This window comes from Ruegeria sp. BHSB064 (assembly GCF_059613205.1).
In genome coordinates this window covers 1-16,360 of sequence record NZ_JBXWSB010000102.1, presented here as the reverse complement: position 1 = coordinate 16,360, position 16,360 = coordinate 1, and the positions used below count along the sequence as shown (strand labels likewise).

The 16,360-nt window shown below is 57.7% G+C and carries 13 protein-coding genes; 2 read left to right on the top strand and 11 right to left on the bottom strand.

The features are described 5' to 3' along the window. Window positions 1-13: 13 nt before the first annotated feature. From AC2FNU_RS19200 to hutI, 9 genes are all read right to left on the bottom strand, one after another. The gene (locus AC2FNU_RS19200) at window positions 14-1,147 is read right to left on the bottom strand and encodes an 8-amino-7-oxononanoate synthase (RefSeq protein WP_496791649.1); all 1,134 of its coding nucleotides are present in this window, start codon (window positions 1,145-1,147) and stop codon (window positions 14-16) included. Beyond that, window positions 1,144-2,124 (bottom strand): biotin synthase BioB, encoded by a 981-nt coding sequence (gene bioB / locus AC2FNU_RS19195; RefSeq protein WP_496791648.1) that lies wholly within the window; start codon window positions 2,122-2,124, stop codon window positions 1,144-1,146. Before bioB ends, AC2FNU_RS19200 begins: the two co-directional genes overlap by 4 nt. A gap of 114 nt (window positions 2,125-2,238) precedes the next feature. Then, a complete protein-coding gene (gene nadC, locus AC2FNU_RS19190) occupies window positions 2,239-3,087 on the bottom strand; it encodes a carboxylating nicotinate-nucleotide diphosphorylase (protein ID WP_496791647.1) in 849 nt (282 codons plus the stop codon). Beyond that, a complete protein-coding gene (locus tag AC2FNU_RS19185) occupies window positions 3,084-4,652 on the bottom strand; it encodes an L-aspartate oxidase (protein WP_496791646.1) in 1,569 nt (522 codons plus the stop codon). The genes nadC and AC2FNU_RS19185 overlap by 4 nt, the downstream gene beginning before the upstream one ends. Window positions 4,653-4,658: 6 nt before the next feature. Continuing rightward, window positions 4,659-5,708, bottom strand: a complete 1,050-nt coding sequence (gene nadA / locus AC2FNU_RS19180; RefSeq protein WP_496791645.1) for a quinolinate synthase NadA — start codon at window positions 5,706-5,708, stop codon at window positions 4,659-4,661. 143 nt (window positions 5,709-5,851) lie between these two features. After that, a complete protein-coding gene (gene hutU, locus AC2FNU_RS19175) occupies window positions 5,852-7,534 on the bottom strand; it encodes a urocanate hydratase (RefSeq protein ID WP_496791644.1) in 1,683 nt (560 codons plus the stop codon). Further along, a complete protein-coding gene (hutG, locus tag AC2FNU_RS19170; RefSeq protein ID WP_496791643.1) occupies window positions 7,531-8,325 on the bottom strand; it encodes an N-formylglutamate deformylase in 795 nt (264 codons plus the stop codon). Before hutG ends, hutU begins: the two co-directional genes overlap by 4 nt. Then, window positions 8,322-9,860, bottom strand: a complete 1,539-nt coding sequence (gene hutH, locus AC2FNU_RS19165) for a histidine ammonia-lyase (protein ID WP_496791642.1) — start codon at window positions 9,858-9,860, stop codon at window positions 8,322-8,324. The genes hutG and hutH overlap by 4 nt, the downstream gene beginning before the upstream one ends. Next, a complete protein-coding gene (gene hutI, locus AC2FNU_RS19160; RefSeq protein ID WP_496791641.1) occupies window positions 9,857-11,068 on the bottom strand; it encodes an imidazolonepropionase in 1,212 nt (403 codons plus the stop codon). The genes hutH and hutI overlap by 4 nt, the downstream gene beginning before the upstream one ends. 83 nt (window positions 11,069-11,151) lie before the next feature. Between hutI and AC2FNU_RS19155 the strand changes: the two genes are divergently transcribed. Then, complete coding sequence (locus AC2FNU_RS19155; RefSeq protein WP_496791640.1) at window positions 11,152-12,513, top strand: formimidoylglutamate deiminase; 1,362 nt, start codon at window positions 11,152-11,154, stop codon at window positions 12,511-12,513. A gap of 80 nt (window positions 12,514-12,593) precedes the next feature. Then, window positions 12,594-13,295 (top strand): histidine utilization transcriptional repressor HutC, encoded by a 702-nt coding sequence (gene hutC / locus AC2FNU_RS19150; protein WP_496791639.1) that lies wholly within the window; start codon window positions 12,594-12,596, stop codon window positions 13,293-13,295. On the opposite strand, the gene phnY is transcribed toward hutC, so the two are convergent. Together phnY and AC2FNU_RS19140 are read right to left on the bottom strand one after the other, a co-directional pair. Continuing rightward, window positions 13,289-14,737 carry a phosphonoacetaldehyde dehydrogenase gene (gene phnY, locus AC2FNU_RS19145; RefSeq protein WP_496791638.1) on the bottom strand — a complete coding sequence of 483 codons (1,449 nt, stop codon included), beginning with the start codon at window positions 14,735-14,737 and terminating at the stop codon, window positions 13,289-13,291. The genes hutC and phnY overlap by 7 nt on opposite strands. 126 nt (window positions 14,738-14,863) lie before the next feature. Then, the gene (locus tag AC2FNU_RS19140) at window positions 14,864-15,838 is read right to left on the bottom strand and encodes a LysR family transcriptional regulator (protein ID WP_496791637.1); all 975 of its coding nucleotides are present in this window, start codon (window positions 15,836-15,838) and stop codon (window positions 14,864-14,866) included. Window positions 15,839-16,360: the final 522 nt, after the last annotated feature.

The following is a 16,360-nucleotide window of genomic DNA, read 5'->3' as shown; positions in this document are numbered from 1 at the left end:
ACGATAAGCGCGCTCATGCGGCCTCCGATTGATGGCTGGCGATGGTTGTAAACAAGGTTGAAATGTCTTCGAGACTGACATTTCCGGTGATCGACACACGTAGTCTCGACGTTCCCTTGGGAACGGTAGGGGGCCGAATGCCCCGTATGTCAAAGCCCTGATGCTGCAAGGCAGAGGCCGCAGCCATCGTTCTGGCCTCGTCCCCCAAAATAACGGGAATGATCTGGCTGTTCAGGGCCGTATCCGGCAATCCCGCTTCCCGGGCCACATTATGCGCATGGTCAACGCGTCCGCGTGCAGCCGCAACCAAACGATCATTGGCGGCCAACTCTTTCAGAGTGGCCCGCACCAGAGCAGCGTTTAAAGGTGAGGGCGCGGTTGCGAAGATAAAAGGTCGCGCCCGGTTGATCAGTGTTTCAATCATTACACGCGGCCCGCAGATCAGGCCGCCCGCAACGCCCAGACCCTTACCGCAGGTGTGCAGAGTCAGCAGATCCGTTTTCAGGTCATGCGCCAGACCTTTGCCACTTGCGCCAAAAACTCCTGTGGCGTGCGCTTCATCTACGACCAGAACGGCGCCGGACTCACGGGCCAAGGACGCAAGGTCCTCCAAAGGGGCAAGATCGCCCTCCATGGAATACACGCTTTCCACCGCAATCCAGACGTGACCCGATCCACCTGTTGCCCGCCACTCGGCCAAAACCTTGCGCGCATCTTCAACGTCGTTGTGGCGGAAAGCACGCAGATCCGCGCGGCTGGCACGCATCCCTTCATGGGCACTCGCGTGGACCAGCGCGTCATAAAGCACCAGATCTCCTGCCGCTGGCAGGGTGGAAAAGATCGCCTGATTGGCCTGAAACCCTCCGCCCATGAAAAGTGCGGCTTCAGATCCAAAGAACACGGCGGCTTCCTGTTCCAGCGCCTCGTGTTCAGGGTGGTTACCCCGCAGCAGGCGCGAGCCGCCTGAACCAACCGGCACTCCGCGGATCAAGGCGGCCTGTGCTGAATCTTGCAGCAGTTTTGACCCGGCCAACCCCAGGTAGTCGTTCGACGCAAAATCCAATCCGCGCGCAGGGATCAAAGCCCGGCGGCGGTGCCGGGCTTCAAGCGCATCAAGCATGGATTCCAGCCGATCGAGTGCTTTCATTCGGCAGCTTCCGTGCGTTTGTGCTCTTCAGCCGTTTCGGCCTGAATGCCAAGTTTCGCAAACAGGATCGAGTCGGTGTCTTCCTCGGGGTTTTCCGCCGTCAGAAGCGTATCGCCTACAAAGATCGAGTTCGCACCGGCGAAAAAGCACATCGCCTGCATCTCATCGCTCATGTCGCTGCGCCCGGCGGACAGTCGAACATAGGATTTTGGCATCAGGATACGCGCGGTCGCAATGATCCGCACAAAGTCGATGGGATCGATCGGCTCTGCATCGGCCAATGGCGTGTCTGCCTGCGGCATCAACATGTTGATTGGTACCGAATCCGGCGGGGGGGTCATGTTGGCAAGGGTCAGCAGCATGTCGATACGGTCGCCGGTATGTTCGCCCATACCCAGAATACCGCCCGAGCAAACCTTGATACCGGCTTCCTGCACCCGGTTCATCGTGTCGATCCGGTCTGAGAAAGTGCGGGTGGTGATCACTTCGGAGTAATAGCGCTCAGAGGTATCGATATTGTGGTTGTAATAGTCCAACCCGGCATCGCGCAGCTGAACCACCTGAGTGTCATCCAACATGCCCAGCGTCATGCAGGTTTCCATGCCCATCGCTTTGACGCCTTCAACCATGGCAACCAGTGCCGGCATGTCGCGCGGCTTGGGCTCGCGCCATGCGGCCCCCATGCAGAACCGGGTCGCGCCACCATCCTTGGCTTTCTTGGCCTCGGCCAGAACACGCTGAACCTCAATCAGTTTCGACGCTGGCAGGGTCGATCCGTTGCGGGCCGATTGTGAGCAATAAGCACAGTCTTCAGCACACCCACCGGTCTTGATCGACAGCAGCTTTGAGGTCTGGACCTTGTTGGGATCAAAATGTTCGCGGTGCACGGTTTGCGCCCGAAACAGAAGGTCCATCAAGGGAAGATCATGAACAGCTTGCGCAGACTTTCGGGTCCAGCCGGAATGAGGGATGATCATTTTATCTATAAAACTTCCTGCAGCTTGCGTTACCGCAGATTTATTATCGATAAAACTGAATTACGCAACCGTGTTGGCGCAAACGAACCCAAATCAAGCGGAAATGCCGCGCCTTCAGAAATCCAGCCCCAGATCGACAGTACGCGCGGAATGCGTCAGTGCACCGGACGAGATATAATCCACACCCGTTGCGGCGATGGACGCCACGCGGTCAAGGGTCACGTTCCCGCTGGCCTCGGTTTTCATCTGACCATCTACCATGGCAACAGCTTCGCGCAACATGTCGTTGTCCATATTGTCCAGCAACACGACCGAGGCTCCGCCAACTTTCAGAACCTCTGCCAACTGGTCCAGACGGTCGACTTCGATCTCGACCGCCATCATGTGGCTAGCCTGGGCCTTGGCAGCCTCCAATACCTGACGAATGCCGCCCGCAGCAGCGATATGATTGTCCTTGATCAGGATCGCGTCGGACAGGGAATAGCGGTGATTGAAACCGCCCCCATGCAACACGGCCTGCTTTTCCACGATGCGCAGACCGGGCGTAGTCTTGCGCGTGCAGGTAATACGAGCGTTGGTGCCCTTGGTCTGTTCCACAAATTTGGCGGTCTTGGTGGCAATGCCTGTCAGGCGACCGGCAAAATTCAGCGCGACACGCTCTCCGGACAGGATTGAGGCGGCAGATCCCTTGATGGTCATCAGCGTGTCACCGTGTTGACAGGGCGCGCCGTCTTTGACCATCACCTCAACCTCAAGTGCGGGGTCCACAAGGCGGAACGCGATTTCGGCGACCTGCATTCCGGACACGACAGCATCTTCGCGCGCGTTCAGCCGGGCCGTGTACATGGTACCCTGCGGGATCACGGTTCGCGTCGTCACATCGCCGTAACTTCCCAAATCCTCCATCAGCGCAGCGCGGATCACAGGTTCAAGGATCAGATCTGGCAGGGTTGCAAAAGTCATGTCAGTTCCTTGCAGGCTTCGGCCCGAATGGTCAGGGCCTCAGTGAGATACATTTTTGACCGTTCACCGGGCTCGTCACCAGTTTCCGGGAAGTCAGAGCGTTCATGCGCCCCGCGGCTTTCTTCGCGCTGCAAGGCAGCCGCCGCAATCAACGTCGCTGTCGCACACATGTTTCTGAAAGAAGGGCAATCGCCATTGCGCGCCTCCAACTCGGCTATGGTTTTCAACGCGCGGATCAGCCCCGAACGTTCCCGGACCACACCGACCTCGCGGGTCATGGTATCCCGCAACTTCTGAACCGCTTGCGTCGTATCGGGTGCGTCGCAGGGAGCAAACTGCAAGTTTATCGGGTCGGTATTTGCACCGTCAGGCAGAGACTTCGCTATGCTCTCGGCACATATGCGGGCAAAGACCAACGCTTCAAGCAACCCATTCGATGCCAGACGGTTGGCTCCGTGCAGACCCGTGGAAGACGCCTCACCACAGACCCACAATCCATCCAGAGACGCTCGGCCATCTTTATCCGTTGCAATGCCGCCCATATGGTAATGGGCCGCCGGGGCGACCGGGATCGGATCACTGGCCGGGTCAATACCGTTGCGTGAACAAGAGGCTGCGACCGCAGGAAACAGCTCATGGATTCGCGCACCCAAGGCGTCGCGTGTGTCCAGCAGGGGTCGATTGCCTGCCTGCACTTCGGCAAAGATCGCACGCGCCACCACGTCGCGCGGGGCCAGTTCGGCGTCCGGGTGAACGGCCTGCATGAACCGGTTGCCCTGCTTGTTGATCAGGGTCGCGCCTTCGCCACGCAGCGCTTCGGTGGCCAATGGGGCAGGATCTTCCCCCACGTCCATAGCTGTAGGGTGAAACTGAACGAACTCGGCGTCAGCGATAAGTGCCCCGGCGCGTGCGGCCATACCAATAACCTGCCCTCGAATGCGCGCTGGATTGGTCGTCAACGCATACAGGCCGCCCGAGCCGCCACCCGCCAGAAGCACCGCAGGTCCACGCAGCGCGACGGACGCAGAGCCCGACCCTGTTGCGTCTTGAACTTTCACGCCGGTGACGTGGCCCTGTTCCACATCCAAAGCCACCGCTAGGACGCCTTCCAATACCTGAACCGAAGGAGTCTCGCGCACGCGCTCGATCAGGGCAGCCATGATTTCACTGCCAGCCTGATCGCCTTTCACGCGTACAACACGGGCGAAACTATGTGCAGCCTCCCGCGACAGTACATAGCCGCCATTTTCGGTGCGGTCGAAGGGCGTGCCAATCTCGGTCAGGTCAAGGATATACTCGCGCGCTTCGCGGGTGACCAAGTCGGCCACATCGGGCTCGACAGTGCCTGCCCCGGCATTGACGGTATCGACGGCGTGACTCTCCGGGCTGTCCGCCAAATCCATTGCCGCCGCGACACCCCCTTGCGCCCAGGCTGAACTTGCCCCCTGCCCCAACGGATCAGGCGAAATCACCACAACCGGCCGAGGCGCCAGCTTCAGCGCGGCATAAAGCGCACCGATACCGGCCCCGACAATGATGACCCGATCCGTGGTGACGCCGGTCATTTCAAATCAGATGCCCAGCTGGCGGGACAGATCGATCATGGCCTGAACGGATTTGCGTGCCTTTTCCGCCACGTCTTCAGCAACCTCGACCTGACCTTCCATCGTGTGCAGGGCGTAGAGGATTTTCTCCAGCGTTATCTTCTTCATGTACGGGCACATGTTGCAGGGACCCACAAAATCGACCTCGGGCAGCTCGTCGGCAATATTCGACGCCATCGAGCATTCGGTGATCAGCATCGCCTTTTCGGGCTTCTCGTCGTGCACGTATTTGATGATGCCGCTGGTCGAACCGGAATAGTCCGCTTCGGCCACCACATCCGGCGGGCATTCGGGGTGGGCGATCAGCCGCGTGCCCGGGTTCCACTCGCGGAAATCGCGCAGGTCCTGAGCGGTGTATTGTTCATGCACGATGCAGGACCCAGGCCAATAAACCACGTTCTTGTGGCTTTGATTTGCGACATTCTGCGCCAAATACTGATCCGGCGTCATAATAACCGTGTCGCTTTCCATCGCGTTCACGATCTGCAACGCATTGGATGACGTGCAGCAAATGTCGGACGCCGCTTTGACCTCGGCTGTGGTGTTCACATAAGACACGACCGGAGCACCGGGAAATTTGGCCCGCATCTCTTCGATTCCGTCTGCGGTTATCGATTCTGCCAGCGAACAACCAGCCTGCATATCAGGCATGAGAACGGTTTTCTGAGGGCTCAGGATTTTCGACGTCTCAGCCATGAAATGCACACCGGCCTGAACGATCACATCCTCTTCCACCTCGCTGGCTTTGATCGCCAACTGCAAACTGTCACCGACGAAGTCGGACACACCATGGAAGATCTCGGGTGTCATGTAATTGTGCCCAAGGATCACAGCGCTACGTTCTTTCTTGAGCGCATTGATGGCCCGCACATACGGTGCATAGATCGCCCAATCCGGTGGGCTGACCACTCGGTCCATACGGGCAAACGTGTCTTTCATCTCATTGGCCAGCGTGGCCGATGGAGCGAGGTCATAGACGTCCGAAAGAACCGAGCGGACATGTGTAATATCGAGCAACGGGCGAGCCACCTTTGTCAGTTGTCGTAAGCCTTGCGGGCTGCTTAACGGCTTAGCCCTAGCCGAAAGACACCCGGTTCGAAACCGGAAATTTCAGCGTTAGCGCTAAGCCATGCAGACAAATTCAAAGATGGATGAGCAATTCAGCCCAGAATACCCGGCAAACGCAGTCCATGTTCGCGTGCGCAGGCTTTGGCATCCTCATAACCTGCATCTGCGTGACGCCAGACGCCCGAGGCAGGATCGTTCCAGAGCACACGTTCCAACCGCTTGGCTGCAGCGTCCGTGCCGTCGGCGCAAATAACAACACCCGCGTGCTGGCTGAATCCCATTCCAACACCGCCACCGTGATGCAGCGAAACCCATGTCGCGCCCGAGGCGGTATTGACCAGAGCGTTCAACAAGGGCCAGTCGCTGACAGCGTCAGAGCCATCTTTCATCGCCTCGGTTTCGCGGTTGGGCGAAGCGACCGAGCCACTGTCAAGATGGTCTCGACCGATGACAACAGGCGCTTTCAGTTCGCCGTTTTTGACCATCTCGTTAAATGCCAACCCAGCCTTATGGCGGTCGCCTAACCCGATCCAGCAAATGCGCGCGGGCAAGCCCTGAAACGCGATGCGCTCTTGCGCCATGTCGAGCCAGTTGTGCAGATGGGTGTTCTCGGGGAAAAGCTCCTTCATCTTGGCATCGGTCTTGTAGATGTCTTCAGGGTCACCCGACAGCGCGCACCAGCGGAAAGGACCAATGCCGCGGCAAAAGAGCGGGCGGATATAGGCGGGGACAAAGCCGGGGAAGGCAAATGCGTTCTCCAGCCCTTCGTCCTGCGCCACCTGCCGGATGTTGTTGCCATAGTCCAGCGTCGGTACGCCTGCGTTCCAGAAATCGACCATTGCAGCGACGTGCTGTTTCATCGAGGCGCGGGCGGCTTTCTCAACGGCTTTGGGATCGCTTTCCCGCTTGGCGACTGCTTCGGCCAAGGTCCAGCCCAAGGGCAGATAGCCATTGAGCGGATCATGGGCGCTGGTCTGGTCGGTGACGATATCGGGGCGCAGTCCACCGGCTTGCATCCGCCGGTAAATCTCGGGGAAGACTTCGGCCGCGTTGCCCAAAAGACCAACAGACTTGGCCTCGCCTGCCTTCGTCCAACGGTCGATCATCTCAAGCGCTTCGTCCAGCGTCTCGGCTTTTTCATCCAGATATTTGGTGCGCAGGCGGAAATCGATACTTTCCGGGTTACATTCGACGGCCAGACAACAGGCCCCGGCAAAGACAGCCGCCAAAGGCTGCGCGCCACCCATTCCGCCCAGACCGCCGGTCAGGATCCACTTGCCGGTCAGATCGCCGTCATAATGCTGACGCCCGGCCTCGGCGAAGGTCTCATAGGTGCCCTGCACGATGCCCTGCGTGCCGATATAGATCCAGGAGCCGGCGGTCATCTGGCCGTACATCATCAGACCCTTCTTATCGAGCTCGTTGAAGTGATCCCAATTGGCCCAATGCGGCACAAGGTTCGAGTTTGCAATCAGCACCCGAGGAGCATCTGAGTGGGTTCGAACAATGGCCACCGGCTTGCCGGATTGCACAACCAGCGTCTCATCCTCTTCCAGATCCTTGAGGCTGGCCACGATGGTGTCAAAATCGTTCCACGTCCGCGCCGCGCGCCCAATACCGCCATAGACCACCAGTTCATGCGGGTTCTCGGCCACATCCGGGTGCAGGTTGTTCATCAGCATCCGCATCGGCGCTTCTGTCATCCAGCTTTTGGCGTTCAGTTCCGGCCCTGTGGGCGGATAGACGTCGCGAGTGTTTTTGCGAGGATCGGTCATGCAGCAATCTCCAATGCGGTGTTCTGGATGGCGTCCAGTATATCTTTGAGCCATCGGCGCAGCCGGTTGGCTTTGGTGGTGTCATATGTCCAAGGCGCAGTTTCCGCGCTCAGGTAGGTGGACTGCGCCAGTTCCATCTGTATGGCGTGGAAGCCCTCAGCAGGGCGGCCATAGTGCCGCGTCGTCCAACCGCCCTTAAATCGGCCGTTTAAAACAGTGCTGTACGGCGAAGATGCCGCGAACTCATGCGTTATGGCTTCGAATGCCGGGGCACAAGTGGACCCATTGTTGGTTCCGATATTCAGGTCAGGCAGAATGCCATCGAAGAGAAACGGAATGTGGCTGCGGATCGAGTGGCAATCATACAAAACGGCAATCCCATGGATCGCCTTGATCCGCTCAAGCTCGGCTCGCAGCGCGGCATGATAAGGCGCGTGAAACGCCTCGCGCCTTTCGACTATATCCTTCTCTGTCGGCGGGATATCCCAGATGTCGTCCCCGTCAAAATCCGTAAGCGGCACCAAGGTCGTTGTGTTTTGACCTGGATAAAGCGACACGCCCGACGGGTCGCGATTTGCGTCAATCACATAGCGATGAAAGGTCGCCCGCACAGTGGTCGCACCGGGCAGCAGCCCTTCGTAGAGCCTGTGGATATGCCAGTCGGTATCCGCCAATTCCCGGCCCCGTGCATTCAGCTTGGCTTCGATTGAGGCAGGCACATCGGTGCCGGTATGTGGCAGGCCCAGAACGATAGGGCCGTCGCCCCGCGTGACTTCGACTGGACCACTCATGCGCCAAGCTCCGGCATCGCGATACCTGTGCCGTGGGCGATCTCGCCACTTGCAATCAGGGCCGAGGCTGCTTCGATCTCTGTTGCCACATATCGATCATCGCCCAAGGCGGGAACGACCGCCCGCAGGCGCGCCATTACGGCTTGTAACGTTTCGCTTGTGGGCAATGGCGCGCGAAACTCGACCCCTTGCGTCGCGCAGAGCAGTTCGACCCCCAGAATACGCTCTAGATTGGCGACCATCTGCCCCAATCGCCGCGCACCGTGGGCAGCCATCGAAACGTGATCCTCCTGATTGGCCGACGTGGGCGTTGAGTCTGTCACACATGGATTGGCTAAGTGCTTATTCTCGCTCATCAACGCGGCGGTTGTCACTTCGGCAATCATGTAGCCCGAGTTCAGGCCGGGATTTGGCGTCAGGAAAGGTGGTAGGTCAAAGCTGAGTGCGGGATCTACGATCAGCGCGATACGGCGTTGCGCAATCGCCCCAATCTCGGCCACGGCCAGCGCGATCATATCCGCTGCGAATCCCACCGGTTCGGCGTGGAAGTTTCCACCCGAGACGATCAGCCCGGCTTCTGACAGAACCAGAGGATTGTCGGTGGCTGCGTTCGCCTCAATCTCAAGCGTGGTTGCTGCCTGACGCAACACATCCATGGCGGCACCTACCACCTGGGGTTGGCAGCGGATGCAATACGGGTCCTGTACGCGGGTGTCACCTTCTCGATGGCTTTCCCGGATTACCGAGCCTGCCAGAATGGCACGCATGGTTACGCCTGCTTCGATCTGACCGCGATGACCGCGCAATGTGTGGATCTCAGGCTGCAATGGCGCGGTCGATCCCATGATTGCATCCGTGGTGAGAGCTGAAGTGACCAATGCGCTCTGCGCGGCTTGCCACGCACCAAACAACCCCGCCAGCGCGAAAGCCGTCGAGAACTGAGTGCCGTTGATCAGCGCCAGCCCTTCCTTGGGGCCCAACTCAACGGGTGTTAAACCTGCCGCCGCCAACGCCTCACCACCGGGCATAACAGCTCCGCCGAATTCGGCCTCACCCGCGCCCATCATAACGGCGGCCATATGCGACAGCGGTGCCAGATCTCCCGACGCACCGACAGAGCCTTGCGCTGGGATCAGCGGGGTCACACCTTTGTCCAGCATAGCCTCAAGCAGGTCGATCAGCTCCAGCCGCACGCCAGACGCGCCGCGCCCGAGGCTGAGCAGTTTCAAAACCATCATCAGCCGTGCGACCGCGCGCGGAATGGCCGAGCCAACACCGCAGCAATGGGACAGGATCAGATTGCGTTGCAGCGTCGCCGTATCCTCGGCCGCGATCTTGACGCTGGCCAGTTTGCCAAAGCCGGTGTTGACCCCATAGACCGCCGCCTCACCGGCCGCTGCATCGGCAATACGGGCATGCGCCGCGTCGACAGCAGGCCGACAAGCCGGATCCAGCCGCACGGCACATTCTTCGCGGAAAACCTGTTCCAGCTGCACCAGAGTGACAGCACCGGGGGTGAGCGTCAGGATCGTCAAATTACGCCTCCGAGTATTCGGGTGTGAAGGGGATTGAAGCCAACGCGATAGGCCAGTTCCGCCGGATGGGTGATGTCCCAAACAGCCAAGTCAGCGCGCATACCTGGAGCGATCCGCCCACAATCCTGCAGACCCAACGCGCGCGCCGCATGGGCGGTGACCCCGGACAGAGCTTCTTCGGGTGTCATGCGAAACAGGGTGCAGCCCATATTCATGGTCAGCAGCAGCGACGTGACCGGAGCCGATCCGGGGTTGCAATCGGTGGCAAGCGCCATCGGCACACCATGTTTGCGCAACAGATCTATTGGCGGGGCCTGCGTTTCGCGCAGAGTGTAGAAGGCACCCGGCAGGATTACCCCGACAGTGCCGGCGTCGGCCATGGCTTGAACGCCTTCTTCATCCAAATACTCGATGTGATCGGCGGACAAAGCGCCATAAGAGGCAGCGAGTTTTGCGCCCCCAAGATTGGACAACTGCTCGGCATGGCATTTGATCGGCAAGCCAAGTTCTTTCGCCACATCAAATAACGGCACAAGTTGATCGGGAAGGAATGCGATACCCTCGCAAAAGGCATCCACCGCATCCACCAAACCCTCTTCATGAGCTGCACGCAGGGTTGGAATACAGACCTCTGCAATGTAGTCCTCGGGCCGGTCTTGGTACTCCACGGGCACTGCATGTGCGCCCAGAAAACTGGTTACGATACGTACCGGGCGATGATCCGGCAACGCGCGGGCAGCGCGCAGCATGTTCAATTCCGTATCGCGATCTAGACCATAGCCGGATTTAACCTCGATCACCGATACACCCTCGGCCAGCATTGCATCCACGCGGGGCAGTGCCTGCGCGATCAGATCATCGACGCTGGCGTTACGCGTGGCCTTGACCGTCGAGATGATACCCCCGCCCGCGCGCGCCACTTCTTCATAGCTTGCACCATTCAGTCGCATCTCAAACTCGACGGCGCGGTGGCCACCATGCACCACATGGGTATGGCAATCGATCAGCGCAGGCGTCACCAGACGGCCTTCAAGATCGGTTCGGGGCAACGCCGCAAAATCACTGGGCAGTTCAGCCCGAGGACCCACCCAGGCAATTCGGCCACCTTCAACCGCAATCGCCGCATCTTCGATCAGCCCATAGGCCGTAGATCCTGCGATCATTGTTGCCGCGTTCAGATCTGAAAAAACCCGATCTTGCGAGTGCATCCGACTCTGGCCTCCTTGCAGTTCTCTCTTTTCTCGTACATTTCTATATGTAATATGTCTATCCATAAAATGAGGTGAAAATCATGGCGATCTTTGCGAAACGCGCTCTGTTGAGCACGGGATGGGCAAATAACCTGCGGGTCGAGGTTGAAGACGGCAGAATCGCAGCCTTGCACGCTGAGACATCGGCCCAGACGGATGATGTGTCCGTGGATACATTGCTGCCTGCCCTGGCCAACCTGCACAGCCATGCATTTCAGCGCGCCATGGCTGGAATGACCGAATTCCGCATGGCAGGCCGCGACAGCTTCTGGACATGGCGTGATCTGATGTACCGCTTTACGACGCATCTTACACCAGACCAGATCCAGACGATCGCCACTTTGGTCTATATGGAGATGCAGGAGGCAGGATACGCCTCAGTTGGAGAGTTCCACTATCTGCATCATCAGCCAGATGGCTCGCCTTATGACCGTCTGGCCGAGTTGTCAGACCGGATCATGGCAGCCGCTGTCGAGACCGGGATAGGACTAACCCATCTTCCTGTGCTGTACACCTATGCCGGGGTAGGCGAAAAACCTCTTGAGCCAGGGCAGGCCCGGTTCGGTAACGATGTGGATCCCTTCTGCATGTTGGTGGATCAGGCCCGTGAAACGCTCGGAAATTTAACGGAGGATTGCCGGGTTGGCATCGCGCCGCATTCATTGCGCGCGACCAGTCCTGGCGACCTTGCACGGGTTTTAGCGACGCATGGCGAAGGTCCTGTCCACATCCACATTGCCGAACAACCAAAGGAAGTGTCCGAAGTTAAGGCCGGTCTGGGCGCCCGCCCGGTAGAGTGGCTGTTGAACAATGTCCATGTCGACGACAACTGGTGCCTGATACACGCCACGCATATGACCGAAGACGAAACACAGGCCATGGCCGCCAGCGGCGCTGTGGCGGGGCTGTGCCCTGTGACCGAGGCCAATCTGGGGGACGGCCCCTTCAATGGCCCAACGTTTTTGAACGCGGGCGGGTCATTTGGCGTAGGATCGGATTCAAACGTCCTTATTTCGCTGACCGAAGAGTTGAGGACGTTGGAGTATTCGCAGCGTCTGCGCGATTTGGCCCGCAATGTAATGGTGGTCAAAGAAGGATCTGTGGGACAGACGCTTTATTGTGGCGCAGCCAAAGGCGGAGCACAAGCGCTCGGTCGCGATGCTGGTGTGATAGCCAAAGGCAAACTGGCCGACCTGATGGCCATCGACAGCCAGAACCCAGCACTTTGTGCACTGACATCTGAGCAGTTGCTTGATGGGCTGGTGTTTTCAGCAAAAGATCGGGTCGTCACCGATGTGTGGTCGGCAGGCCGCCATCAGGTGCGAGGGGGTCGCCACGTTGCACGGGATCAGATCGTATCGAACTATCGACAAACAATGGCGGACCTTCTTGCAAAACTGTAACGGGTCGCTCTGCCCTTTACGCAACACACCAAATACGCTCATAACTATTTTATGACTATGCTTAACGGAAAAAACACAACGTGACCGATCAAAAACATATCGGATTTCAGGATATTCGGGATGAGGTCATCAACCGAATTCAAACCCGCGTCTGGCCGCAGGGTAGTCTGTTGCCAACGGAACTGGAACTGGCGGCCGAATTTGGCGTAGCGCGGGCTACGGTTAACCGCGCGCTGCGCGAGTTGGCTGAACAGGGCATCGTGACCCGAAAGCGAAAGGGTGGGACGCGTGTCGTGACCACACCTGTAAAGCAAGCCAAATTGCCGATCACAGTGGTGCGACAAACCATCGAAGAGATGAACGCCGAATACCGCTATGCGCTTGTCAGCCGAACCCTGATTGATTGTCCCGCTTGGCTTCAGGCCAAGCTAAGTATACCCGAAGGAACCAAGGTCGTGCATTTGCAATGCATGCACCATGCCGACAACCGTCCTTTCCAATTCGAAGAGCGTTGGATCAACATCGATGCCGTGCCACAGGTCGTGAACGAAGATTTTCTGACCACTGGCCCAAATGAATGGCTGTTGTCCGAGGTACCCTTTTCAAACGCCGAAATCGCGTTTTCCGCTGTTCCGGCTACTGCGCCATTGCAGGACTTCCTTTCGGTCCCTCCCGGCACGCCCCTGTTTCAGCTGGAACGCACAACTTGGTTCCGTAAAGATCCTGTGACTTTTGTGCGCATGACGTTTCACCAAGGCTACCAAATGCGCACAACCTACTGAGGCCAGGGCAGCGAATAGGTTTTGACGTTGGTGAAAAACTTCATTGCTTCAATCACGCCTTCTTTTACTCCGTTGCCGCTGTCTTTGATCCCTCCGAAGGGTGACATTTCGATCCGATAGCCGGGTTGTTCCCAAATGTTGCAGGTGCCCACATCCAAACCATTGATGTAAGCGATGGCCCTGTTCAGATCATTGGTGCACACACCTGACGACAAGCCAAACGCGGTGCTGTTTGATATCTGCATAACTGCAGTGTCATCATCGGGCACGCGGACAATCGGAATGACCGGGCCAAAGGTCTCTTCCATAACCAACTCGCTGTCATGAGGCACTTTGTCGACGACAATCGGCGGCAGCAACGCGCCCTGCCGACCCGGATGGTAAAGGATTTCCGCCCCCTGCTCTGCCGCTTTCATCACGCGGTTCTCAAACAGCTCTGCCGCGTCAGCATGAATGACACAACCCAGTTCGGTTTCGGGGTCCTGTGGGTCACCGAACCGGATGGCCTTTGCCTTTTCCAACACCATTGGAACAAAGCGATCGGCCACGCTGTGTTGCACTAAAATACGCTTGATCGCGGTGCAGCGCTGGCCAGAATTCCCAGTGGCCCCTGCAACAGCAATTGTCGCGGCGCGTTCCAGATCCGCGTCGTTCAGATCATTCAGTACGATCAGGGGGTCATTGCCGCCCAACTCAAGCGCCAGTCGCCTGTACCCTGCTTTTGACGCAATGAGCTTCCCAACAGGGACACCACCGGTGAAGGTGATGACGTCGATATTATCATTGGTGATCATTTCATCGCCAATGTCCTGTGGCCAACCTGTCACGACCTGAAACATTTCGGTCGGCAGGCCCGCCTCATACAGAATGTCGGCCAATGTCAGTGCCGTCAGTGGCGTCAGTTCAGTCGGCTTGCAAACCATACAGTTATTGGTCGCAATCGAAGGCGCAATCTTGTGGCTAACCATATTCAGAGGATGGTTGAACGGTGTAATCGCGCTGATCGCCTTGACGGGCTCGCGCTTGGTAAAGATCTTACGAGCCTTCCCGTTATGGGTCAGATCGCAGGAAAACACCTCGCCATCGTCTTTAAGGGCTTCGGCGGCGGCGAACTGAAACACGTCTTGTGCACGTTTGGTTTCATAGATCGAATGCTGAAGGCAAATCCCGAGCTCAAGCGTCAGCCACCTGGCCAGATAATCGCGCTTCTCTCCGATCAACTCGCCAGCACGGCGCAGGATTTGGCTGCGCTCATATCGCGTCAAGCTGGGCTTATAGTTCGCCGCGATTTCAAATGCGTGCCGCGCATGTTCAGCAGTACCGGCAGGGACAGTGCCAATCACGGCATTTGTATGAGGGTAGTGTACGGGCACAACATCATCAGTGAACACCACCTGTCCCCCAATGCGCATCCCTTCTTGGCGAATTTCACTTCTGCTCATGCCCTGACCCATTGCTCTGAGAGCCGCAGGTAAACACCTGCGGATTTCGATACGCCAACCGATAGAGCCGCCCTTTGCCTTGCGTCAACAGATTGTACCGCCTGTCAGGGGCAATTCGCGTACCTGTCAGGCTTTCTCGTGCAGTGGTTCTGCAAGCATGGTTTTGCCTTTGGACGATGCATCGGGCTGAAACGTCGGGATCACGCCCACAGGCGGGTTTTCAAGGATATAGGTCCCAATCCGCGCCAGCATGGGTTTTCTGGGGCAGTTGGGGCGCGTGGCGGCACCAAGATCTCGTAAGTGTCCCGGTGCCTCAAATGGAATAAACTGTAACGGCCAATTGTCCCGTTTGAACTGTTCCGCAGCCAGAGCCGAGACAATTGTGCAATCGTCTGAATGGCAAATGTGCCGACAGATCGTTTCAAACCGCAACGCTGTCAGATCAAAACGCTTGCTGATCCGCGTCGTCCCGTCCTGTTTTGGCAAACGATCTTCAAGCGCATATCCGAAACTGTGCGGCAACCGGATAAAGTCATGCGAGGGAACTTCTTCCGGCACTATGGAAGTCAGCGAGCTCAGCGGGTGCCCTTGGCGCAACGCCAGAAAAAGCGGCTCGGACCAAATCGACGTAAAATCCAAAGTGGCACTATTGTTCACCTTGGCCACCAGCGCCATGTCCAGCTCGTGATCCTCAACCATGCGCAGCATATTTTGGGGTAGATCTTCGACCAGAGTAACGCGCATCCTGGGAAACAGAATGCTGAACAGTTCGGAAAAGTATCCGGTGAGATATGGGGCTAACGTCGGCGTCATGCCGATCGTAAGAGGCACGGCTTCGGGGTCACGAAACTCAATTGCGGTGTCCCGAATTCTTTGTGCGTCATTCAAGATGCGCTGCGAAATCTCAACAATGCGTTCACCGCACAGCGTTGGGCGCACCTCGTTGTTCAGACGTAGGAACAACTCAGCGCCCAGTTCCTGTTCCAGCTTTTTTATCTGGTTCGACATCGCAGGCTGCGACACGTTGCAGGCGGCAGCGGCCTGACTGAACTGCCCGTGTTTTGCGATGGCAAGGACGTATTCCAGATCTCTGAGGTTCACCGGGCATCCAGTTCTGACGTAAAGTGCTTGGATTAATCACCTATCAAGATACGAACTAACGGCAGGATTCAGAAGGCCGCTGGGGTCAATCGGGGCCGAATGCTGATCACATCCGCTGACAAATCTGTCAGAATTCGAAATCGAATAGCCGACTGACCCAACCAAGCTTCGCCGCAACCCCATTGTTTATTGTGAATCTACCTACGTCCACCTCACGAAATTCGTGAGTATTCGCGGCAGTTATACACCCGATTTGAACCATGAATTTCAGATGCCGCGCGGGGCGGCCTAGTCCTTTGTTGCGTCGGTTGCCCGGACAGATGGGCCGCCAGCACAAACGCAACTTAATGACGGAGTGATCCATGCTGTCCCAATTCGCAGAAAGCCTGCGCGCCCGTCTCTTGACTACGTCGACCCTGGCGCAAGAGACGTCCCGCGATGGCCAAACCCTTATCAATAACTTCTTTCAATCCACTGTCGTGGACAACACACCGGCCTTTGTTCTGGCCAATGATTTTTCAC

Bases quoted from the DNA above. Each gene is read 5' to 3' on its own strand.
- phnY (WP_496791638.1), bottom strand. From the start codon at position 14,737: ATGAGCAGAAGTGAAATTCGCCAAGAAGGGATGCGCATTGGGGGACAG.
- hutU (WP_496791644.1), bottom strand. From the start codon at position 7,534: ATGACCGATCCTCGCAAAAACACTCGCGACGTCTATCCGCCCACAGGG.
- hutG (WP_496791643.1), bottom strand. From the start codon at position 8,325: ATGAGTGGTCCAGTCGAAGTCACGCGGGGCGACGGCCCTATCGTTCTG.
- nadC (WP_496791647.1), bottom strand. From the start codon at position 3,087: ATGACTTTTGCAACCCTGCCAGATCTGATCCTTGAACCTGTGATCCGC.
- AC2FNU_RS19200 (WP_496791649.1), bottom strand. From the start codon at position 1,147: ATGAAAGCACTCGATCGGCTGGAATCCATGCTTGATGCGCTTGAAGCC.
- bioB (WP_496791648.1), bottom strand. From the start codon at position 2,124: ATGATCATCCCTCATTCCGGCTGGACCCGAAAGTCTGCGCAAGCTGTT.
- hutI (WP_496791641.1), bottom strand. From the start codon at position 11,068: ATGCACTCGCAAGATCGGGTTTTTTCAGATCTGAACGCGGCAACAATG.
- AC2FNU_RS19185 (WP_496791646.1), bottom strand. From the start codon at position 4,652: ATGACCGGCGTCACCACGGATCGGGTCATCATTGTCGGGGCCGGTATC.
- AC2FNU_RS19155 (WP_496791640.1), top strand. From the start codon at position 11,152: ATGGCGATCTTTGCGAAACGCGCTCTGTTGAGCACGGGATGGGCAAAT.